Source organism: Natranaeroarchaeum sulfidigenes (genome assembly GCF_017094485.1).
GTDB lineage: Archaea > Halobacteriota > Halobacteria > Halobacteriales > Natronoarchaeaceae > Natranaeroarchaeum > Natranaeroarchaeum sulfidigenes.
Genome location: NZ_CP064786.1, coordinates 1,066,987 through 1,086,238, shown reverse-complemented (window position 1 = coordinate 1,086,238; position 19,252 = coordinate 1,066,987). Strand labels below are relative to the sequence as shown.

Below are 19,252 nucleotides of genomic sequence, written 5' to 3'. Positions count from 1 at the left end.
ATGCCACTGACACCCGAGACACTCCCACGACACGAACTCAATGGCCTGTACGTACGGGTCGTTGACGCCCCAAACCCCGATCTGATCGGGATAGCGGGGCGTGTCGTGGTCGAGACCGCAAACACGCTCCATGTGAGCGACGTGGCGGCCGAGGAGTCTCGGGTGCGGCAGGTGCCAAAGCAGGGATCGACGTTCGAGTTCGCGCTCGAACACGCAGACACAGATGAAGCCGCCGCCCCAGTGAATGGGGCGGGGATCATGTCCAAACTGGAGGCCGAGTCGACGGCGGACCCGTCGGAAGACGGTCGGGAAACCGACGCTGACGGCCCCTCCGGCGAGGGCGTGACCTACGTTACGGTGGATGGCTCACGACTGCTCTCACGACCCGCAGAACGCACCGAAACACGAGGTACATCACCATGGCAATTGGATTAGACGTAGAACAACCACCAGAGCCGGACGACCCGGCCACATACGATTACGAGAAGTGTCCGTTTTACGGCGATCTCGCTGTTCGAGGGCAGGTCCTCGAAGGCGAAGTCGTCTCGACGGACATGGAAAAGACCGTGATCGTCGAACGAGAGTACGACGTGAACGTTCCGAAGTACGACCGATTGATGAAGCGACGCTCCCGCATCCCGGCACACGTGCCGGGCGTGCTGGACCACATCGAGGTCGGCGACACGGTCAAGATAGCAGAGACACGACCGCTCTCGAAGACGAAAAGTCACGTCGTCGTCGAGCAGGTTGCCGACGAGGCAGCCGCGACGACGGGGGGGCAGTAACGATGGAAGCGATGAAAGCTGACGTGACCCAGGGCCTCGAAAAGGGGTCCCTGATCACGTGTGCCGACAACACTGGTGCACGCGAACTGCGCGTCATCAGCGTATCCGGCTACTCGGGGACGAAGAACCGTCACCCGAAAGCCGGCATCGGCGACAAGATCACCGTCTCGGTCACCAAGGGGACGCCCGAAATGCGTCGTCAGGTGCTCGAAGCGGTGGTCATCCGCCAGCGAAAGCCCATCCGACGCCCCGACGGCACGCGCCTCAAGTTCGAGGACAACGCGGCCGTCATCATCGACGAGAACGAGGAACCGCGCGGGACCGAGATCAAGGGTCCGATCGCGCGGGAAGTCGCAGAGCGGTTCGGAAGTATCGCAAGCACGGCTACGATGATTGTATAGTATGTCACGACAACCACACAAACAACGAAACGAAGTGGAGAACGCCTCCCTGCACGAGCTTCACAGGTACGTGCAGGCGACGCTCTCTTCGGAACTCCGTGAGGAGTACGACACTCGACGGACCCGCGTCAACGCGGGCGACACTGTCGAGGTCATGCGCGGCGACCACGCCGGGCAGGAAGGCGAAGTCGTTCAGGTCGACCTGAAAGACTCCGTCCTCCACGTCGAGGACGTCACGGTCGAGACCGCTGACGGCGAAGAGGTCCCACGGCCGCTGGATCCCAGCAACGTGCGGATCATCGACCTCGACCTCTCCGACGACCGTCGCGAGGAGCGACTCCAGGGTGATACCCAATGACGAACCACCAGAAACGACTATCCGCACCGGATTCCTGGCCGGTCGAGCGCAAGACGGAAACGTTCACCGTCAAGGCCGACGACGGCCCCCACGGCGACGCAGGGGTTCCCCTCGTCGTCCTGCTGCGGGACGTGCTCGGCTACGCCGACTCCAAGAAGGAAGCACGGTACGCGCTCGAATCGGGGAACGTCCTGATCAACGGCGACGAGGTACGCGATTACCGCCGTCCCGTCGGGATGTTCGATATCCTCGCATTCGTCGAGCGCGAAGAGTACTACCGCGTCTTCCCCGACGAGGGAGGACGCCTCGCACTGACCGAGATCGACGCCGAATCCGCGGGCAGCAAGCTCGGAAAGATCATCGGCAAGCGTCAGGTCGCCGGCGGCGACACCCAGCTCAACCTCCACGACGGGCAGAACCTGCTCGTCGAGGACGCGAGCGAATACGGCGGGGACGACTCGCTGGTCGTCGACAACGAGACCGACGAAATCGTCGCCCACTTCCCGTACGAGGAAGGCGCACTCGTCACGGCGGTCAGCGGACAGCACGCCGGCGAGATCGGCGAGGCGACGACGATCGAAGTGACGCCCGGCAGCGGTGAGAACCGCGTCGAAGTCGAAGGCGTCGCGGGAAGCCCCGACTTCGAGACCGTCGAGGAGTACGTCGTCGTTATCGACGAGAACTTCGTCGAGGGAGGTCTCGACGACGATGCGGCTGAAGACGCCGACGATGAGGAGGTGAGCGACGATGAGTGAAGCAGAAGCCGACTTCCACGATATGCGTGAGCCTCAGGTCGAGAAGGTCGTCGTCCACATGGGCGTCGGTCAGGGTGGCCGCGAACTCGCCAACGGGGAAGAGATCCTCGAAGAGGTCACGGGCCAGCAGAGCGTCCGGACGCAGGCCAAAGCGACCAAACCCGACTTCGGGATCCGTCAGGGCGATCCGATCGGCGCGAAGGTCACCCTTCGTGACGACGAAGCCCACGAGTTCCTTGAGACGGCGCTCCCGATCGCGGACGTGTCGCCGACGCAGTTCGACGACACCGGCAACTTCAGCTTCGGTATCGAGGAACACACGGACTTCCCGAGTCAGGAGTACGATCCGAGTATCGGGATCTTCGGACTGGACGTCACGGTCAACCTCGTCCGTCCCGGCTATCGCGTTACGAAACGCAAGAAAGCAAGCCGCTCGATCCCCTCGAACCACCGACTCGATCCCGACGACGCAGTCGCGTTCGTCGAATCGGCGTTCGACGTGGAGGTAGAACAATGAGCGAAAGTGAAAACGACCAGACGGGCGAGCACGCCACCAAGCGCACCGGCCAGCTAGAGGAGTGCCAGCGCTGTGGCCGCAAGCAAGGTCTCGTCGGGAAGTACAACATCTGGCTGTGCCGACAGTGCTTCCGAGAGATCGCCCGAGACATGGGATTCAGGAAGTACCGATAATATGACGGCAAACGATCCGCTTAGCAACGCCCTCTCGGGGATCAGTAACGCCGAGAGTGTGGGTCACCTGACCCACGAGGTATCGCCCGCCTCGAACGAGATCGGACAGGTGCTCGAGGTCTTTTACGACCGCGGGTACGTCGACGGCTTCGAGTTCGTCGATGACGGCCGATCCGGACAGTTCGAGGTCGAATTGAAAGGTGCCATCAACGAGTGTGGCCCCGTCAAGCCCCGCTACTCCGCGGGTGCTGACGAGTTCGAGAAGTGGGAGAAACGGTTCCTCCCCGCTCGGGACTACGGGACGCTCGTTGTGACGACCAGTCACGGCATCATGAGCCACTACGAGGCCCGCGAGCAGGGCATCGGTGGCCAGGTCATCGCGTACGTGTACTAATGACGAGAGTAGCAATCGAACTATCGGACGAAGTCAGCGCAGAGGTCGACCACCTCGAACTGACGATCGAAGGACCGAACGGCAGCGTCACGCGACGCCTCTGGTACCCCGACGTCACTGTCGAGGTCGAAGACAACGAGGTCGTCATCGAAAGCGACGCCGAGGACGCGAAGACGCTCTCGACGGTTGGCACGTTCCAGAGCCACGTCGAGAACATGATCCACGGCGTCACCGAAGGCTGGGAGTACACCATGGAGGTGTTTTACTCCCACTTCCCGATGCAGGTTCGGGTCGAGGATGGCGACGTCGTCATCGAGAACTTCCTTGGCGAGAAAGCGGCCCGTCGGACGACGATCCACGGCGACACGCAGGTCGACGTCGACGAAGAGATCGTGACGGTCAGTGGCCCCGACAAGGAGGCCGTTGGACAGACTGCTGCCGATATCGAACAGCTAACCCGGGTTTCGGGCAAAGACGTTCGTGTCTTCCAGGACGGCGTCTACATCACCCAGAAACCCAGCAAAGGAGGTGCCTGATAGATGGCAGACGAACCCGAAGAACTCGAAGACATCAGCGGTGTCGGCGCGAGCAAAGCCGAAGCGCTCGAAGAAGCAGGCATCGAATCCGTCGAGGACGTCAAGGCGGCGAGCCAGGACGACCTCTCGGACGTCGACGGTATCGGGAACGCCCTCGCTGCGCGTATCAAGGCCGATGTCGGTGATCTCGAACTCGACGAAGAGGCCGATTCGGAGGCCGAAATCGAAGACGAGGACGTCGAAGAGGACGCCGAGGAGGACGTCGAGACCGAACTCCAGCCACGCGGGCTGGCCGACAAGACGCCCGACCTCAGCGACGATGAGGCACGTCTGATCGCCGAGCGACGTTCGGCGAGCAAGCCCGCGTTCAGGGCACAGGACTACCACAAGAAAAAGCGGATCCCCGAGAACTGGCGCGCACCACGCGGCGCACTCTCGAAGCAGCGCCGTGGCATCAAGGGGAAAGGCGCAATGGTCGAGGCGGGCTACCGAACGCCCAAACCGGTCCGTGGCAAGCACCCGAGCGGCTTCGAGGAGGTCCGTGTACACAACACGGACGACCTCGAGGGCGTTGACGGTGATCGTGAAGCTGTCCGGATCGCCTCGACGGTCGGTGCTCGCAAGCGCGAGCGCATCGAAGAGATGGCAGAGGAACAGGGCGTTCGCGTCCTCAACCCGACCTACGTCGAAGTGGAGGTCGAAGAATGACTGATCTGAAAGCACAGAAACGACTCGCAGCGGACGTCCTCGATGTCGGGAAGAACCGCGTCTGGTTCGACCCCGAAGCACAGGGCGAGATCGTCGACGCGATCACGCGCGAGGATATCCGAGAACTCGTCGATCAGGGCATCATCACGGCAACGGAGAAGAAAGGCAACTCCCGCGGTCGCGCTCGCGAGCGCGCCGACAAGCGTGCCTACGGCCACCAGAAAGGCCCCGGCAAGCGCAAAGGGAAGGCCGGTGCTCGACAGAACAAGAAAAAAGAGTGGTCGGCGAAGGTTCGTGCCCAGCGACAGCTGCTCCGCGAACTCCGCGACGACGGGACCATCGACCCCGGTCAGTACCGGGAGCTGTACAACAAGTCCCGTGGTGGCGAGTTCCGCGACGTAGCACGGCTGGTGAACTACATCGAAAACAACTACGGCGTCGACGTCGACGCCGAAGGTGATCAGTAATGGCAACTGGACCACGATACAAGGTGCCGATGCGGCGCCGTCGTGAGGTTCGGACCGATTACCATCAGAGGTTGCGCCTGCTCAAATCCGGCAAACCACGGCTGGTCGCTCGCAAGAGCAACAAGCACGTGACGGCGCAGCTGATCGTTCCGGGTCCGAACGGCGACGAGACCATCGCGAGTGCACACTCCAGCGATCTGGCCGAGTACGGCTGGGAAGCCCCAACGGGCAACATCCCTGCAGCGTACTTGACTGGACTGCTCGCTGGCAAACGCGCGCTCGATGATGGCACCGAGCAGGCGGTGCTCGACATCGGCCTTAACACGGCGACAGAAGGGAGTAAAGTATTCGCAGTACAGGAGGGAGCGATCGACGCGGGCCTCGAAATCCCGCACAACGACAGCGTCCTTCCCGACTGGGAGCGTAACCGCGGCGAGCATATCGCCGAGTACGACGAACAGCTCGACGAGCCGCTGTACAGCGGCGAGTTCGATGCCACAGACCTACCCGAGCACTTCGATACGGTGCGAGAGGAGATCCTCGAACAATGAGCGGAAACAACTACAACGACGGCTGGGAGCCAGTAACACGGCTCGGTCGAAAGGTACAGGAGGGCGACATCGATACGATGGAAGACGCCCTCAACTCCGGACTCCCGCTGAAGGAGGCCGAAGTCGTCGACCAGCTCCTCCCGGGGCTGGAAGACGAAGTGCTCGACATCAACATGGTACAGCGGATGACCGACTCGGGTCGCCGAGTCAAGTTCCGCTGTGTCGTCGCGATCGGTAACCGCGACGGCTACGTCGGCTACGCGGAAGGCCGCGACGATCAGGTCGGTGCCGCGATCCAGAAGGCGATCGACATCGCCAAGCTGAACATCATCGACGTTCCCCGCGGGAGCGGTTCCTGGGAGGACCGCGCCGGTGGTGACCACTCGCTCGCCCGCAAAGCGACGGGCAAGGCAGGCAGCGTAAAAGTCGAAGTCAAACCCGCACCGAAAGGTCTCGGACTTGCAGCGGCGGAGACGCCCCGCAAGGTCCTGGAACTCGCTGGTGTCGAGGACGCCTGGACGAAGAGCCACGGCAACACCCGCACTACGGTGAACTTCGCAAAAGCGACGTACAACGCGCTGCGTAACGCCGCAGAGTCACGCGTCCCGGAGTACACCCAGGAACAGCGTGAGGTGGTAGAATGACGCAGGCGATCGTTCAGCTTCGTGGCGAGGTCAACATGCTCGGCGACGTGAAAGACACCATGGATATGCTGAATCTCCACGGCGTCAATCACTGTACGCTCGTGCCCGAGACCGAGACTTACCGCGGAATGATCACGAAGGTCCACGACCACGTCGCACACGGCGAGCCGAGCCAGGACGTCGTCGAGGAGCTGATCCGCCGCCGCGCCGAGCCGCTCGAGGGCAGCGCGGACATCGACGACGAGTGGATCGCCGAGAACACCGACTACGACGACGTAACGGCATTCACCGAGGCGCTACTGGACGAGGAGACGAAGCTGCGAGACGAAGGGCTTTCGCCGGTCCTCCGTCTGCACCCGCCACGCGGTGGTCACGAGGGTATCAAACACCCGACCAAGGAGGGCGGCCAGCTCGGAAAGCACACGACAGAGGAGATCGACGAACTCCTCACCGCAATGCGATAGAACAATGACTAGTAAGAAACGACGACAGCGCGGCTCGCGCACGCACAGCGGGGGTTCCCACAAGAACCGACGCGGTGCCGGTCATCGCGGTGGCCGAGGTGCGGCCGGGCGTGACAAACACGAGTTCCACAACTACGAACCGCTCGGCAAACACGGCTTCACCCGCCCGGAATCAGCGCAAGACGAGGTTCTGACGATCGACGTCCAGAAGCTCGATGAAGACGCAACGCTGTACGTCGCTGACGGCGACGCCGAGGAGGTCGACGGTCGCTATCGTATCGACGCACGCGATATCGTCGAGGACGGCTACGAGGCCGACGCGGTCAAGGTACTGGGTGGCGGACAGGTTCGGAATCAGCTCGAAATCGTCGCTGACGCCTTCTCCGCGAGTGCTCGCGCGCTTATCGAGGAGGCAGACGGTGAAGCGGTCCTCTCGGAACGCGGAGAAGAAGACGAGGACGAACCACAAGACGTATCCCAGACTGACGAAGACGAGGAATAAGACATGGGATGGAAGGAGGCTGCTGAACCGGTCCTCACGCGGATGCCCGTAGTCCGTAGACCGAGAAGCCACGTGCCGTTCAAGCGCAAGCTACTGTGGTCCGGTGGGATCCTGATGCTGTACTTCTTCCTGACGAACATCGTACTGTGGGGTGTTCCTCGGGAAGGAGAGCAAGCGGACGTATTCGGCCAGTTTGGGTCGATTCTCGCCGTTGAACAGGGGACACTGATGCAGGTCGGGATCGCCCCGATCGTCACCGCGAGTATCGTCCTCCAGCTACTGGGCGGGGCGAACCTGCTCGGGCTGGATACGAACGACCCGCGGGATCAGGTACTCTACCAGGGACTCCAGAAGCTACTGGTCGTCGTGATGACCGTGCTGATGGCGGTGCCGCTGGTCTGGGCAGGCTTCCTGCAGGCGAGTCAGGGCGTTGCCACACAGCTTGGCATCCCGCTCGAAGGACTTCGCGTGATCATCTTCGCCCAGATCGTGCTCGGCGGCATCCTCATCCTGTACATGGACGAGATCGTCTCCAAGTGGGGCGTCGGCAGCGGTGTTGGGCTGTTCATCATCGCTGGTGTGAGCCAGAAGCTCGTCGCCGGATTCATTAGCCCCGGCGAAGGAGGGTTCTTCCCGACCTGGGTCAACATCGCGCTCGGGCGGGAGGGTCCCACTGGCTCGCTGGCAAGTGGTAGCGGCCTCGACTTCCTGATCTTCGGTGACGGACAGATACTCGCGCTGATCACGACGGTGCTGATCTTCGCCATCGTCGTCTACGCCGAGAGCGTCCGGGTCGAGATCCCGCTGAGTCACAGCCGGGTCAAGGGCGCCCGTGGTCGCTTCCCCGTGAAGCTCATCTACGCCAGCGTCCTGCCGATGATCCTCGTTCGCGCGCTGCAGGCGAACGTTCAGTTCATCGGTCGGATCCTCGACCGGACGACGGAAATGCCAGCGTGGCTCGGTGTCTACTCTGACGGACAACCCACGGCAGGGTTCTTCTACTACACCGCACCGATCTACAGTCCGGACGACTGGATGTGGTGGACAGAAGCCGTCGCACAGGCCCCGGCGGACATCATGATACGGGTCAGTGTCGACCTGTTCGTGATGGTCGTCGGCGGGGCGATCTTCGCGATCTTCTGGGTCGAGACGACGAACATGGGTCCGGAGGCGACTGCAAAGCAAATTCAGAACTCGGGGATGCAGATCCCCGGCTTCCGCCAGAACGTCGGCGTCGTCGAGAAAGTCATGGAGCGGTACATCCCGCAAGTGACGGTTATCGGCGGTGCACTCGTCGGCGTCCTCGCGGTCGGCGCGAACATGCTCGGCACCATCGGTGAAGTCACCGGTACCGGGCTGCTGCTGACAGTCTCCATTACGTACAAACTGTACGAGGAGATCGCAGAGGAGCAGCTCATGGAGATGCACCCGATGATGCGGGACATGTTCGGGAAATAAGGACCCAGCGTGGTTCCACATTTTATTTATTGAGTTTGCATAGCCGTGGGCATGTCCAACGGTTCGCGCAGCAAAGTCAATCTCAACGTTCGTGTACCCGCGTTTTTCAAGTGATGTGACTGTTTGGCTGACCTAGCTCTTCGAGAAATTGGACCGATCCCTGCGTTCGATTGGCGTTAAACCGGATGATTCGATGATCGGTTCGAGGATCCGGCGTTCGTCGTCGAAAAGTAGATTCTCCTATCTGGCATGCTTGGATGCCGTCACATCTTCGTCCCGTTGCTTGGCAACCGGCCACTGAGAGGAAATTTTTGTGTCGACGGTTCCTGCTCAGTGATCATCTGTCACTCGCCGATGGCACAGTCGCCCACGAACGAATGGTCGAACGGGTGTAATACCAATTGACATTCGTTCAATCTCGATGACATCAAGCATTTCTTGATTAGTGAACACTGATGTTGTCCGACGTGTCAGGTGACACCCGCCAGCAGTCCGGTACCATAGTGGTGCAATCAATCCTTGCACCCGCCGTCGCCATCCGTCAGCGGCGACGTGTTCGAGAAACCGGAATTCCCCACCGGGTTTTAGCACGCGTACGACTTCGCTGATTGCTGTCTCGACATCTGGAATTGTGCAGAAGACCATCGATCCGATGACGATATCGAATGAATCGTTTGGATACGGAAGCGATTCCGCGCGTGCTGACCGAATCTCGATATCCCGGTCTAGTTTCTCCGCTCGCCGTTGTGCCCGCTTTCTCATGTGAGTGTCCGGCTCAACCGCGTGCAATTCGACTGTCTGGCTCGAAGCAGGTTCCTCAGTGAAATACGGAAACATCGCCCCGGTACCAGTACCAAGATCCAGCACTCTTCCATCAAGATCTCGCGTCAAGTATGCCCTATGGGGATGCAGTATGGTGCGTTCTGCTAGCCACGTCACTGGATCATAGATCGCCGCAAACAGCGGATGTGACGGTTCTTCAGTCATGAGCCATCAGTATCATTGGTTATCTGTTAACGTAGCCCCTGTTTCAATAGCAGAGCGGGTGGGGATGACCCGCCCTACAGCTCGATCTTCCCCAGCCGCGTCGAGTTCGTGATGACCGAAATACTCGACGTGATCATCGCAGCGACGGCGATTACCGGGTGAAGCAGCCCGAAGAACGCAATCGGGATCGCCACCGTATTGTAGATAAACGCCCAGAAGAGGTTCTGCTTGATCTTCTGGAAGATCTTCTCCGACAGCGTGAACGAGTCAACGAGCGCGTCGAGCGACCCCCGGACGAGGCTGACGTCGCTGGACTGGATGGCGATGTCGGTCCCCGTACCGATGGCGACGCCGATATTCGCCTGTTTGAGAGCCGGTGCGTCGTTGATGCCGTCACCAACCATCCCAACGTTGTAGCCCTCGTCTTGCAGTTGGCTGACCTTGTCGATCTTGTCCTGCGGGAGGACTCCCGCCATGACGCGGCCGGGGTCGATATCGACTTTGTCAGCGATCGCGCGGGCAGTCCGCTCGTTGTCACCGGTGATCATCCAGGTTTCGAGCCCCCGCTCGTGCAGCTCCTGGATCGCCGCCTCGGATTCGTCTTTGATCGTGTCGGCCGTGGCGATAACCCCGACGTTTTCGCCGTCGACTGCGACGAGTACCGTCGTCTTTCCGTCCTGCTCCAGGGCGTGTAACGCGTCCTCGTAGGCGAGGGGAATACCGGCGTCTTCGAACAGCTTCGTGTTTCCGACGTGGACCGTCCGTCCGTCGATCTCCGCTTCGATTCCCTTTCCGGCGACGTTGTCGAACGCCGCCGGCTCGGTGAGTTCGATACCCTCCTCGTCGGCGTAGTCGATGATGGCCTGTCCGATCGGGTGCTCGCTGCCCCGTTCGGCGGAGGCGGCGAGTCTGACCACTTCGCGTTCGGACAGACCTGGCTCTTCTAGACTGCCACCGTCAGCACTGACCGCAGGGTCGTCACCGCCCACGACGTCCGTCACGGAGTGGTTACCCTCCGTGATCGTCCCCGTCTTGTCCAGCACCACGACATCGAGATCCTTCATCGTCTGGATGGCCTCGCCGTCGCGGAACAGGATGCCGTTCTCGGCGGCCTTCCCGGTACCGGCCATCAGCGCCGTCGGCGTCGCCAGTCCGAGCGCACACGGACAGGAGATCACCAGAACGGCAACGGCCGCGAAGATCCCAAGCGTCAATGGATCAAGCGCGAGATCGACCCAGGGGAGGTATGGCTCGGCAAGGCCGGCGACGGCCCCCATTTCACCCGGGAACACGAACCACAGGACGAACGAGAGTGCTGCGAGTATCAGGACGGTCGGAACGAAGTAGTTGGTGATCCGGTCGGTGAATGCCTGGATCGGGACTTTGGTCCCCTGGGCCTCTTCAACGAGTTCGACGACTTGCGATAGGAAGGTGTCGTCGCCGACTTTCTCGGCTCGCACCTTGATCATCCCGGCCTGATTGACGGTTGCGCCAATCACCTCGTCGCCTTCCGCTTTCGTCACCGGATCGGACTCGCCAGTCACCATCGACTCGTCGACACTGCTCCGGCCCTCGACAACGGTTCCGTCGAGCGGCACCTTCTCGCCCGGACGGACGACCATCACGTCCCCGACCTCGACGTCTTCGACGGGGATTTCGACTTCTTCACCGTCCTTCCGGATCGCTGCCGTCTCCGCCTGCATGGACATCAGCCCCTCGATAGCCGAGCTCGCCCGACCTTTGGCTCGGTGTTCGAGGTAGGTTCCGACGTTGTGCGAGGCCATGATCATCGCCCCGACGCCGGCATAGTTCTCCATCGGCGTGACGAAGACCATGACGCCTGTTACCCACGCGACGACCGTACCGATCGATATCAGCGAATCCATGTTGAACGTCCCATTCTGGATGCCCCTGATCGCAGATGTGTGGGTCGGAATACCGTAGTAGAAGACGACGATCGTGGCGAAGACGAACATGGCGACGTCGATCTGGAAGCCTGTCAGGACCTCCAGTGGCGTCCACATGAACACCATCAGGAGGACGATCGGCGAGGTGACGATCCACGAGCGGATCGCCAGCTGGCGCATCTCCTGGAGTTCTTCTTCGCCCTCCATCTCGTCTTCGAGCAACTCATCACGGACACCGTATCCAGCGGCTTCCACGGCTTCGACGAGGTCTTCGACGGAGACAGATTCGTCGTGATCGATGTCCGCTCGCTCTGTGGCGAAGTTGACCGAGGCGTCTTCTACACCGTCGATGTCTTCGAGACTGTCCTCAATTGTCGAAGCGCATGTGGTACACGACATCCCTGTCAGGGAAATGTCGGTTCGTTCGGTGTTTGTTTTGTCAGTTGTCATTGTCGGATCACCTCCTTGCGGTACTCTTACCCAGTCGATTCGCCCAGGTCTGGAAACTACTCACCGTAGCCTGTGACGTGCTCGCTCCCTGCGAACGCCTGAATTGTGGGATTGAGTTGCTCATGAGTTCACAGTTAGACGTACGGGTGGCTTTGTTAAGCGATTTGTTGTAATAATAACTCTACTGAACGGGATGCCAAATTTAAAAATCGAAAGAGGATCTGCCGGTTTCAGTTGACTCCCTCCTGTAGTGATTCGTACTGTTGTTCGTATTTCTTTTTGCACGACGGACAACAGAAGACCTTGACATCACCGTTGATTCGGGCAGTCTCTCCGTCGCTTTTGACCGTATTGTCACACACGGCACACGAAATGGTGAAATCGGAGGGAGTGATTCCGACACTCCATTCGTATCTGGCAAGCGGGATGAGTTCGTATGTGTCGATATCGTCCATTTCGAGGGTATCTCGGAACCACGCGTGAGCCTCTTGGTCCGGTGCGTTTACGTGTGCCACGATGCCCCCATCGAACTGCTGAAAGACGTGTTCGGTTTCATCCAGCTCATACAACCGATTGAAAACGCGTTCGACAGCTTCGGGTTTTACTGTCAGGTGAATCATGATCGGAACGCGGTTCTGCAGCTTCGTTCGATCTACGTCAAGCGTAAAGTCACGAATCACTCCTAACTCCTCCAACCGTGCAACGCGATCGGAAACCGCAGGAGGAGTGAGACCGACGTGATCAGCTATTTCGCTGAACGGACGCCGGGCATCATCAATCAGCAGCCGGATGATTTCGAGGTCAACCTCATCTGGGTTTCTCATGTACCCAGCTACCACCCCGAGGTGCATTAGTATTCTCCGATTTTGGCTTTGCTTTCAAAAGTCAAGCCGGTGGATGGCCATACAATCGAAACACAAACTGCAATAAGAGAATAGCTCTTCTACTACAACATGGTGCGAACGATCACCGTCACTGGGATGAGTTGTGAAGGGTGCGAACAGAACATCGAGGAGTCGCTCCAAGAACTTGATGGGGTAATACAAGTAAGTGCTGACCACGAGAGCGAATCTGTCGAAGTCGGCACTGATGATGACGTTCGAGAGAATGACATACACGCCGCGATCAAAGACGCAGGGTATCAAGTTGCGTAGCATCCACCCGGCCGTTTCATCGCCCCTGAACGTCGCCAGTAGGCCCTACCAATCACGACAACACGCAATCATCTCGTCAAACGCGCTTTCGACCCGCTCGTTTGTTCTGTAGGTATAGAGCAAGACGGTACCTAGCCAGACGGAAATCAGGAGGGCGAGCAAATATTGTAGTTCCTCGGCGGCCAGCAGTAGATATCCGGCAGCCGTCGCTGTGAGGACGTATGGTAGCGTAAAGACGGAGAGTCGATCGGGGAGCGTACCCTTCAAACGATACATCGCGCCGACGATCGACTGGCCAAGGAGGATGGCGATGGCGAGTTGGTTTCCGTAGTAGCCAGCGTATAGTAATCCCAGAAGCACAAGCCAAGTTCCGCTGACCGAGGCACAAATCACACAGAACTCGGCATTCGAGATGGACTTGACGACTAACAGTGTTCCGAAAAGAACCGTGATCGTGAGCAGTGCGATTATCATCTGTGCCTCTCAAAGAATCGTATGCAGGCTGGCGGCGATAACGCCGAGCAAGAGGAACGTAGTTGCCAGTCCCTGAAACGGGACCGTCGAACCACGAATTTTGCTCACGGTTCTGCTGATACGAGGCGTGACCGACGTGATCGCGCCACCGAGTATCGCACCGACCAGATAGTCGTTGAGCATGTACGTCCGGTTCAACAGCGACCCATACTCACCGGTCATTGAGAGATATATCGGCGTGTATTCGGTCATCATCGGGAGGATCGGAGCAACGATCGAGAGATAGATCCCGCCAGCCACGAGATACTCCTGATTGCGAACATACTGTGTACTGATATATTTAGTTGTCCAGAATCCTGTTGCCGCGGCGAACGCGCCGATGAAGACGCCAACTACTTCGAGACCGACACCCAGCGCCGATGCGCCGCCGGCGACGCCGCCGGCACCGGCACTGCATAACGGACAGTGTGCCCGGACAGACGTCGAGAGGATCACTGGAACGGCCACGAGTGCAACCAGAACCGACGTGATCCGTGTCACTCTCATTTTCGAGTGAACTCCTCGATATTCCCATCGTCGTCGATCGCGTAGAACACCCATTCCTCTTCTTTTGAGCCGGGCATCCCCGGCGACCCCGACGGCATATCGGGGAGGGTGATGACGTCCGCGGACGGTTCCGCTTCGAGGATTTCGTTGATCACGCCGACTGGAACGTGTCCAGCAATAGCATAGTTTTCGACTTCGGTCACGTGGCAGCTCCGGTAGTCCGACGGAATTCCCAGTTCTCGATTCAGTTCGTCAAGCTCTTCGTTCGACAGTTCGACGGCATTGATCTCTGCGTCAGTTTCGTCGAGATACTCCGCGTGAACCACGCAACATTCACAGCTCGGTTCCATATACGACGTGGCCTGCGTAAAGGAGGCCTCCTCGTCCGGGCTCGCCGACCCATCAAGACATCCGGCAAGCGCGGCTCCCGCGGCAGCAACTCCGGTTATCAGTAGCGATCGTCTGGTCCGACTCATCGGTTCACCGGTACTACCTCCATGGTGCATAGTAAGTAGATGTCGTTCGTTTAAGGGAGTTATTGTTAACATCATGTACCCTGTCCCCGCCATTGATTTTCGTTTTCTGGTGGTAGAGGCGTCGAACATCTAGCTTTTGAAGTTCTAGCGCCTACTTGCTCGTTATTTTTGGCTGGTGTATATTTCTCCACGAGGAAGTGAGTGAACGTGAGTGATTTGCCCATTACCCCGCCGTGAGACGGGTCAGTTAGTCCAGCGCCAGTATTTCAGAGCCCATATTTCTCTATCCGGATCAATACTACCGATACGGTCCACAGATTTAATTCGTCCCCTCCCTTCCATCAGAGCGACGCAATGGCTCCCGGAACGTCGCTCGATCTCCTCTCGATTCCCGGAGCGAACAGCAAACTCTCCCCCAGAGCGATCGAGGATGCACTGGAGTATTTCGATCCGGAGGCTGTCTGTCTTGTCGACGGGTTCGATCCCTCGCTGTACGGTGGCATCCGCACTGCCACGGACGTCCCAGTGATCGCGCCATCGGCAGGGATTGGTACCATTTCACACCATCGGCGGCGGGACGACGGAGCAGTCCTCGAGGCAGCCACTGTCGACAGCTCCGAGACAACACACGATCTCTTGACAGTTCGAGATCGAACCGCCCTCGATGAGCTTTCGGTGGCGTTCTCAGATAACCAGTACTCGACATGCGAAACTGTCACTGTTCTCGTGGTCCCCGATCTCGGGGTCGAGTACGATACGACAACCCTGAGTGCTCGATTGCCGGGAGCGGATGCACTGGCAACGATTCAGGAGTCGGTTGCCGGGCCGCTGCTTGTCCTCGCGGGACGCCAGCCTGCGAACTATCATCACGTCTGGGAGAGTGACCACGGCGTACCGGAAGTGACCGTGCACGGAATGGCGGCGGCGGAGAACCCGGCCGAGTTGACGCTGATTTGCTGTACGGAAACCGGCGCGGCTGCCGGTGAGTCCGTCGGGGCCGACAGTCTCGGTCTCCGTTCGATCCAGGGAATCGGATCGAAGACGGAGGAAACACTCCACCGCCGCGGTATTGCGACACGAGCAGACCTTGTCGAAACGTCGATCTCAACGCTCGCCGAACTCCCCGGCATCGGACGGGAATCGGCTGAGACGATGCACGCCCATGCTGACGTGATCGAGACCGGCGATCCGCTACGGCTGACGAACGAGTCCCTTCCTGTACTGCGGAATGGGCGGCCGCCGATCTGTCTCGATATCGAGACTGACGGGCTCTCGCCGACGGTCGTCTGGCAGTTCGGTCTCTACGACCCGGAAGCGGACGAGTACACGGCGTTCATCGAGGACGAGACGCCCACCGATCCCGAAGCGAACGTCCGGCGGTTCTGTGACTACCTCTTTGGCACGCACGCCGGGCGAACGCTTCTGACCTGGAACGGCGACGGCTTCGATTATCCAGTCATCGAGCGATTCCTGCGCCAGCACGCTCCTAAATACGTCGACGCGTGGGCCGATCTCTGGAAACACGATCTGTACTCGTGGGGCGTCAGAGAGAGCAACGCCCTCTTTCCGGGCCGGACGAATCGGCTCGACGATGTGGCCCGCGCGCTCGGGTACGAGGGCGTGGAGACGGGACTGACAGGTGCTCAGACCGCCGCGGCTTACCAGCGGTTCATGCGTGCTCCCGACGATCCGGCCGCAGAACCTGATTGGAATCGGCATCGCCGATACTGCGAGGACGACTGCCGAGCGCTCTGGCATGTCTGGCAGGCGATCGAAGACGCCAGACGCCGCGACCCGACCGACAGTGCAACCGACACCGGGGGCCAGCAGACCGGACTCACCGACTTCTGAGATGATCGACGAGACGTGCTACTATGACCACCGATTCACACACTACGACGATCGATATCGAACACCTGATCGAGACGTTCCCCCGAGAGGGCGTCTCACTCGACTCGCAGTCGATCACGTACCGGCCACTTTCGCCCCGTGAAGCCGAAACGATCCCGGCAAGCGAGGTGCTCCGCCCTGGTCTCGACGAGCGATATCCCTATGACCCGTTCAGTCATCAGGCGGACGCGCTTGCCGCGCTGGCTCAGGGCAAGAACGTCACTGTCGCCACGTCCACCTCCTCGGGAAAGACCGACATCTACGCACTGCAGATCGCCCGGAACCTGCTCGACGCGGAGGTGCTCGCGCCCGATGGCTCCCGGACCGGCGAGGACGGCGCGACGGCACTGTGCATCTACCCGACGAAGGCGCTGGCGGCCGACCAGCACGAGGCGCTGGACGACCTCTACGACGAGATGGGCCTCGATGTCCGTGTTGCCCGGTACGACGGCGACACCCCACGGGCCGATCGACGGGAGATCCGTGAGCGCGCCGACGTGATCCTGACGAACCCGATGGGCGTGAGCACGTATTTGCACGACCACGACCGCTGGAGCCGGTTCTACTCGGGACTCGACCTCGTGGTACTCGACGAATCCCACACTCACACCGGCGTTCAGGGGATGCACGTTGCCTGGATACTCCGGCGACTCCGCCGGGTCGTCGACCACTGGGGCGGCAACCCACAGTACGTCCTGACCTCTGCGACGATCGGCAACCCGGCCGAGCATTCCGAACAACTGCTCGATGAGGCCGTGACGGTGGTCGACGATGACGGCTCGCCGCGCGGGCCGCGCGACCTGCTGCTGTGGAACCCGCCGCCGACCGATGGCGACGACACGCACAGCGACGGGGCGGTCTTCGCCGCGGATGAACCGCCGACCGCACCGGGTGTCGACGGCGGAATCACTGCACGACTCCCTGCGTCGGTCGATGCGCCACGGGTCTGGAACCACCTCACCTACCATGGCGTCGACTCGCTGTTGTTCTGCCCGAGCCGAAAGCTCACCGAGATTGCAGTCCAGCGAGCCAATGAGCATCGAGAATCAGCCGGGAGTCAGTACCCGCCGCCACGGCCAGAACTTGCGGCGTACAACGCGGGGATGGGCCGGGTTACCCGCCAGGATCGGGAGAGGTCGTTCAAAGACGGCTCGATAGCTGGTCTCGCTACCACCTCCGCGCTCGAACTCGGTATCGACATTGGGGACCTCGACGGCGTGGTCCTGCTGGGCTACCCAGGCCAGCGCCAGCGGTTCTGGCAGCGGATCGGCCGGGCGGGACGTGGAGGTTCGCGGAGCGTCGGCGTACTCGTCGCAGACCACCGCACTCTCGACCAGTACGTCATCGACAACCCCGAGTACCTCCTCGATACCGACGTCGAGGACGCGGTCGTCGACACCGGCAACGACGCCGTCTTCGCCCAGCATCTACTCTGTGCGGCCGACGAGATCGCCCTGGATGAGTCTGATATCGACACGTTCGCGGGGGAAAAGCGACTCCGCGCTGGCGTCGAGATGTGGCGACGCACCGGGCGGCTGACCGGCTATCTCGACGCCGTCGTCCATTACGCAGGTGCGCGCCGTCCGCAGACCGGGGTGAGTATCTACGGTACTGGCGGCGACGAGTACGAACTCCGGCTCGCTGACGGAGTCGATGAGTCGGCTGTCGGCGAGTTCGACGCCGAGAACGTGGCCCAAAACCGCGCGTACCGGGACTACCACGAGGGCGCAGTGCGGCTGTTCGATGGCGAGCAATTCGAGGTCACGGGTGTCCACGATGACCGCCCCCAGCCCACCATCGAACTCGAACCGGTGGACCGGGAGTACTACACTCGGACGCTCACCGACGTGAACGTCGTCGACGCCGAATCCGAACAATCCCGCGAGGTCAACGGTTTTCGGCTTCACTTCGGCACCGGGACCGTCCTCGTACATCACCACTCCTACGATCAGGTCTATATCGAATCGAACGAGCCCAAAGAGCGAATGCTCCCGACCGGTCGCCCGCCGATCCAGATGGACACCCAGCTTTGCTGGGTCGAAGTCCCCGAGGACGTCGAGCGTAGCCTCCTCGCGAAGTACCGCGAACACGGCACCGAAACCGGCATCGACCCCGAGCGGGCGGATGCGCCACAGATGGGCTACGTCGCGGGCCTGCACGCCGCCGAGCACGCGATGATCAAGACCGCACCGCTGGAACTGCTGGTCGACCAGAACGACCTCGGGGGCCTCTCGACGCTCGTGCTCGACAGCCACTACGCGAGCCCCGAACACGACGAACTTGGAGCGACCGCGTCCCAGTCCATGGATGCGGTCGAAGCGGTGATCGCCAACCGGGCCGCCGAGTCGGATGGAACCGCCTCCGGCTGGTTCCTCTACGACGGCGTCGAGGGAGGGATCGGCTTCGCGCGAGCGATCTACGAGGAGTTCGAGACGCTGTCTGCCCACGCCCGGGATCGGCTCGAAGACTGCGAGTGTGGCCGCCCTGACGGCTGTCCAGCCTGCACGTACTCGGAGAACTGCGGCAACGATAACGCGCCGCTGCTACGTGGGTCGGCCATTGACGTCTTCGAGTATTTGCTGGGCGAGCGATCGAGAGGGGAACTCGACGAGGGGAGTGAGTCGCAGCGACGCCCCGCACTGTTTTACGCCTGAA

Annotated in this window: 24 protein-coding genes and 2 pseudogenes; 19 read left to right on the top strand and 7 right to left on the bottom strand. The window is 60.6% G+C overall.

The annotated features are described in order from the left end of the window. From AArcS_RS05720 to secY, 16 genes and pseudogenes are all read left to right on the top strand, one after another. Complete coding sequence (locus AArcS_RS05720; RefSeq protein ID WP_238479522.1) at window positions 1-435, top strand: ribonuclease P protein component 1; 435 nt, start codon at window positions 1-3, stop codon at window positions 433-435. After that, a pseudogene (locus tag AArcS_RS05715) lies at window positions 420-767 on the top strand (30S ribosomal protein S17); the annotation flags it as partial. The gene AArcS_RS05720 and the pseudogene AArcS_RS05715, both read left to right, overlap by 16 nt. A gap of 20 nt (window positions 768-787) precedes the next feature. Then, window positions 788-1,186: a 50S ribosomal protein L14 gene (locus AArcS_RS05710; protein WP_238479520.1), complete on the top strand. Its 399-nt coding sequence runs from the start codon at window positions 788-790 to the stop codon at window positions 1,184-1,186. A 1-nt stretch (window position 1,187) separates the two neighbouring features. Further along, window positions 1,188-1,544 (top strand): 50S ribosomal protein L24, encoded by a 357-nt coding sequence (rplX, locus tag AArcS_RS05705; protein ID WP_238479519.1) that lies wholly within the window; start codon window positions 1,188-1,190, stop codon window positions 1,542-1,544. Further along, window positions 1,541-2,299, top strand: coding sequence for a 30S ribosomal protein S4e (locus AArcS_RS05700; protein WP_238479518.1), 759 nt, complete (start codon window positions 1,541-1,543; stop codon window positions 2,297-2,299). Before rplX ends, AArcS_RS05700 begins: the two co-directional genes overlap by 4 nt. Then, the gene (locus AArcS_RS05695; RefSeq protein WP_238479517.1) at window positions 2,292-2,816 is read left to right on the top strand and encodes a 50S ribosomal protein L5; all 525 of its coding nucleotides are present in this window, start codon (window positions 2,292-2,294) and stop codon (window positions 2,814-2,816) included. Before AArcS_RS05700 ends, AArcS_RS05695 begins: the two co-directional genes overlap by 8 nt. Then, a complete protein-coding gene (locus AArcS_RS05690; RefSeq protein WP_238479516.1) occupies window positions 2,813-2,989 on the top strand; it encodes a 30S ribosomal protein S14 in 177 nt (58 codons plus the stop codon). Before AArcS_RS05695 ends, AArcS_RS05690 begins: the two co-directional genes overlap by 4 nt. Before the next feature lies 1 nt (window position 2,990). Further along, complete coding sequence (locus AArcS_RS05685; RefSeq protein WP_238479515.1) at window positions 2,991-3,383, top strand: 30S ribosomal protein S8; 393 nt, start codon at window positions 2,991-2,993, stop codon at window positions 3,381-3,383. Continuing rightward, entirely contained in the window at window positions 3,383-3,919 is a 537-nt protein-coding gene (locus AArcS_RS05680) for a 50S ribosomal protein L6 (protein ID WP_238479514.1), read from the top strand. Before AArcS_RS05685 ends, AArcS_RS05680 begins: the two co-directional genes overlap by 1 nt. A gap of 3 nt (window positions 3,920-3,922) precedes the next feature. Next, complete coding sequence (locus AArcS_RS05675; protein WP_238479513.1) at window positions 3,923-4,627, top strand: 50S ribosomal protein L32e; 705 nt, start codon at window positions 3,923-3,925, stop codon at window positions 4,625-4,627. Continuing rightward, the gene (locus AArcS_RS05670) at window positions 4,624-5,094 is read left to right on the top strand and encodes a 50S ribosomal protein L19e (protein WP_238479512.1); all 471 of its coding nucleotides are present in this window, start codon (window positions 4,624-4,626) and stop codon (window positions 5,092-5,094) included. Before AArcS_RS05675 ends, AArcS_RS05670 begins: the two co-directional genes overlap by 4 nt. After that, the gene (locus tag AArcS_RS05665; protein ID WP_238479511.1) at window positions 5,094-5,645 is read left to right on the top strand and encodes a 50S ribosomal protein L18; all 552 of its coding nucleotides are present in this window, start codon (window positions 5,094-5,096) and stop codon (window positions 5,643-5,645) included. The genes AArcS_RS05670 and AArcS_RS05665 overlap by 1 nt, the downstream gene beginning before the upstream one ends. After that, window positions 5,642-6,289, top strand: a complete 648-nt coding sequence (locus AArcS_RS05660) for a 30S ribosomal protein S5 (RefSeq protein WP_238479510.1) — start codon at window positions 5,642-5,644, stop codon at window positions 6,287-6,289. The genes AArcS_RS05665 and AArcS_RS05660 overlap by 4 nt, the downstream gene beginning before the upstream one ends. After that, window positions 6,286-6,753: a 50S ribosomal protein L30 gene (gene rpmD, locus AArcS_RS05655; protein WP_238479509.1), complete on the top strand. Its 468-nt coding sequence runs from the start codon at window positions 6,286-6,288 to the stop codon at window positions 6,751-6,753. The genes AArcS_RS05660 and rpmD overlap by 4 nt, the downstream gene beginning before the upstream one ends. 4 nt (window positions 6,754-6,757) lie before the next feature. Next, complete coding sequence (locus AArcS_RS05650) at window positions 6,758-7,255, top strand: uL15m family ribosomal protein (RefSeq protein ID WP_238479508.1); 498 nt, start codon at window positions 6,758-6,760, stop codon at window positions 7,253-7,255. 3 nt (window positions 7,256-7,258) lie between these two features. Continuing rightward, window positions 7,259-8,713 carry a preprotein translocase subunit SecY gene (gene secY, locus AArcS_RS05645; RefSeq protein ID WP_238479507.1) on the top strand — a complete coding sequence of 485 codons (1,455 nt, stop codon included), beginning with the start codon at window positions 7,259-7,261 and terminating at the stop codon, window positions 8,711-8,713. A 135-nt stretch (window positions 8,714-8,848) separates the two neighbouring features. Here the strand turns inward: secY and AArcS_RS15915 are convergent. From AArcS_RS15915 to AArcS_RS05630, 4 genes and pseudogenes are all read right to left on the bottom strand, one after another. Next, window positions 8,849-8,950, bottom strand: a pseudogene (locus tag AArcS_RS15915) (helix-turn-helix transcriptional regulator); the annotation flags it as partial. Between the two features lie 93 nt (window positions 8,951-9,043). Beyond that, window positions 9,044-9,700 (bottom strand): class I SAM-dependent methyltransferase, encoded by a 657-nt coding sequence (locus AArcS_RS05640; protein WP_238479506.1) that lies wholly within the window; start codon window positions 9,698-9,700, stop codon window positions 9,044-9,046. A 74-nt stretch (window positions 9,701-9,774) separates the two neighbouring features. Next, entirely contained in the window at window positions 9,775-12,057 is a 2,283-nt protein-coding gene (locus AArcS_RS05635) for a heavy metal translocating P-type ATPase (protein WP_238479505.1), read from the bottom strand. 230 nt (window positions 12,058-12,287) lie between these two features. Continuing rightward, a complete protein-coding gene (locus AArcS_RS05630; RefSeq protein ID WP_238479504.1) occupies window positions 12,288-12,881 on the bottom strand; it encodes an AsnC family transcriptional regulator in 594 nt (197 codons plus the stop codon). Window positions 12,882-13,010: 129 nt separating this feature from the next. Between AArcS_RS05630 and AArcS_RS05625 the strand changes: the two genes are divergently transcribed. Continuing rightward, window positions 13,011-13,211 (top strand): heavy-metal-associated domain-containing protein, encoded by a 201-nt coding sequence (locus tag AArcS_RS05625; RefSeq protein ID WP_238479503.1) that lies wholly within the window; start codon window positions 13,011-13,013, stop codon window positions 13,209-13,211. 45 nt (window positions 13,212-13,256) lie between these two features. On the opposite strand, the gene AArcS_RS05620 is transcribed toward AArcS_RS05625, so the two are convergent. The 3 genes from AArcS_RS05620 to AArcS_RS05610 form a co-directional block, all read right to left on the bottom strand. Further along, window positions 13,257-13,604 carry a hypothetical protein gene (locus AArcS_RS05620; RefSeq protein WP_238479502.1) on the bottom strand — a complete coding sequence of 116 codons (348 nt, stop codon included), beginning with the start codon at window positions 13,602-13,604 and terminating at the stop codon, window positions 13,257-13,259. Between the two features lie 90 nt (window positions 13,605-13,694). Continuing rightward, a complete protein-coding gene (locus AArcS_RS05615; protein WP_238479501.1) occupies window positions 13,695-14,231 on the bottom strand; it encodes a hypothetical protein in 537 nt (178 codons plus the stop codon). Beyond that, window positions 14,228-14,707, bottom strand: a complete 480-nt coding sequence (locus AArcS_RS05610) for a DUF411 domain-containing protein (protein WP_238479500.1) — start codon at window positions 14,705-14,707, stop codon at window positions 14,228-14,230. The genes AArcS_RS05615 and AArcS_RS05610 overlap by 4 nt, the downstream gene beginning before the upstream one ends. A gap of 354 nt (window positions 14,708-15,061) precedes the next feature. Here AArcS_RS05610 and AArcS_RS05605 point away from each other — a divergent pair, with 354 nt between their 5' ends. Next, window positions 15,062-16,558, top strand: a complete 1,497-nt coding sequence (locus tag AArcS_RS05605; protein ID WP_238479499.1) for a ribonuclease H-like domain-containing protein — start codon at window positions 15,062-15,064, stop codon at window positions 16,556-16,558. 23 nt (window positions 16,559-16,581) lie between these two features. Further along, on the top strand, window positions 16,582-19,251 hold the full coding sequence (locus tag AArcS_RS05600; RefSeq protein WP_238479498.1) for a DEAD/DEAH box helicase: 2,670 nt from the start codon (window positions 16,582-16,584) through the stop codon (window positions 19,249-19,251). Window position 19,252 lies beyond the last annotated feature (1 nt).

Bases quoted from the DNA above. Each gene is read 5' to 3' on its own strand.
- secY (WP_238479507.1), top strand. From the start codon at position 7,259: ATGGGATGGAAGGAGGCTGCTGAACCGGTCCTCACGCGGATGCCCGTA.
- AArcS_RS05680 (WP_238479514.1), top strand. From the start codon at position 3,383: ATGACGAGAGTAGCAATCGAACTATCGGACGAAGTCAGCGCAGAGGTC.
- AArcS_RS05670 (WP_238479512.1), top strand. From the start codon at position 4,624: ATGACTGATCTGAAAGCACAGAAACGACTCGCAGCGGACGTCCTCGAT.
- AArcS_RS05615 (WP_238479501.1), bottom strand. From the start codon at position 14,231: ATGAGAGTGACACGGATCACGTCGGTTCTGGTTGCACTCGTGGCCGTT.
- AArcS_RS05665 (WP_238479511.1), top strand. From the start codon at position 5,094: ATGGCAACTGGACCACGATACAAGGTGCCGATGCGGCGCCGTCGTGAG.
- AArcS_RS05605 (WP_238479499.1), top strand. From the start codon at position 15,062: ATGGCTCCCGGAACGTCGCTCGATCTCCTCTCGATTCCCGGAGCGAAC.
- AArcS_RS05700 (WP_238479518.1), top strand. From the start codon at position 1,541: ATGACGAACCACCAGAAACGACTATCCGCACCGGATTCCTGGCCGGTC.
- AArcS_RS05630 (WP_238479504.1), bottom strand. From the start codon at position 12,881: ATGAGAAACCCAGATGAGGTTGACCTCGAAATCATCCGGCTGCTGATT.
- AArcS_RS05610 (WP_238479500.1), bottom strand. From the start codon at position 14,707: ATGAGTCGGACCAGACGATCGCTACTGATAACCGGAGTTGCTGCCGCG.
- AArcS_RS05600 (WP_238479498.1), top strand. From the start codon at position 16,582: ATGACCACCGATTCACACACTACGACGATCGATATCGAACACCTGATC.
- AArcS_RS05710 (WP_238479520.1), top strand. From the start codon at position 788: ATGGAAGCGATGAAAGCTGACGTGACCCAGGGCCTCGAAAAGGGGTCC.
- AArcS_RS05675 (WP_238479513.1), top strand. From the start codon at position 3,923: ATGGCAGACGAACCCGAAGAACTCGAAGACATCAGCGGTGTCGGCGCG.
- AArcS_RS05625 (WP_238479503.1), top strand. From the start codon at position 13,011: ATGGTGCGAACGATCACCGTCACTGGGATGAGTTGTGAAGGGTGCGAA.
- AArcS_RS05660 (WP_238479510.1), top strand. From the start codon at position 5,642: ATGAGCGGAAACAACTACAACGACGGCTGGGAGCCAGTAACACGGCTC.
- AArcS_RS05720 (WP_238479522.1), top strand. From the start codon at position 1: ATGCCACTGACACCCGAGACACTCCCACGACACGAACTCAATGGCCTG.
- rpmD (WP_238479509.1), top strand. From the start codon at position 6,286: ATGACGCAGGCGATCGTTCAGCTTCGTGGCGAGGTCAACATGCTCGGC.
- AArcS_RS05685 (WP_238479515.1), top strand. From the start codon at position 2,991: ATGACGGCAAACGATCCGCTTAGCAACGCCCTCTCGGGGATCAGTAAC.
- AArcS_RS05640 (WP_238479506.1), bottom strand. From the start codon at position 9,700: ATGACTGAAGAACCGTCACATCCGCTGTTTGCGGCGATCTATGATCCA.
- AArcS_RS05650 (WP_238479508.1), top strand. From the start codon at position 6,758: ATGACTAGTAAGAAACGACGACAGCGCGGCTCGCGCACGCACAGCGGG.
- rplX (WP_238479519.1), top strand. From the start codon at position 1,188: ATGTCACGACAACCACACAAACAACGAAACGAAGTGGAGAACGCCTCC.
- AArcS_RS05695 (WP_238479517.1), top strand. From the start codon at position 2,292: ATGAGTGAAGCAGAAGCCGACTTCCACGATATGCGTGAGCCTCAGGTC.
- AArcS_RS05690 (WP_238479516.1), top strand. From the start codon at position 2,813: ATGAGCGAAAGTGAAAACGACCAGACGGGCGAGCACGCCACCAAGCGC.
- AArcS_RS05635 (WP_238479505.1), bottom strand. From the start codon at position 12,057: ATGACAACTGACAAAACAAACACCGAACGAACCGACATTTCCCTGACA.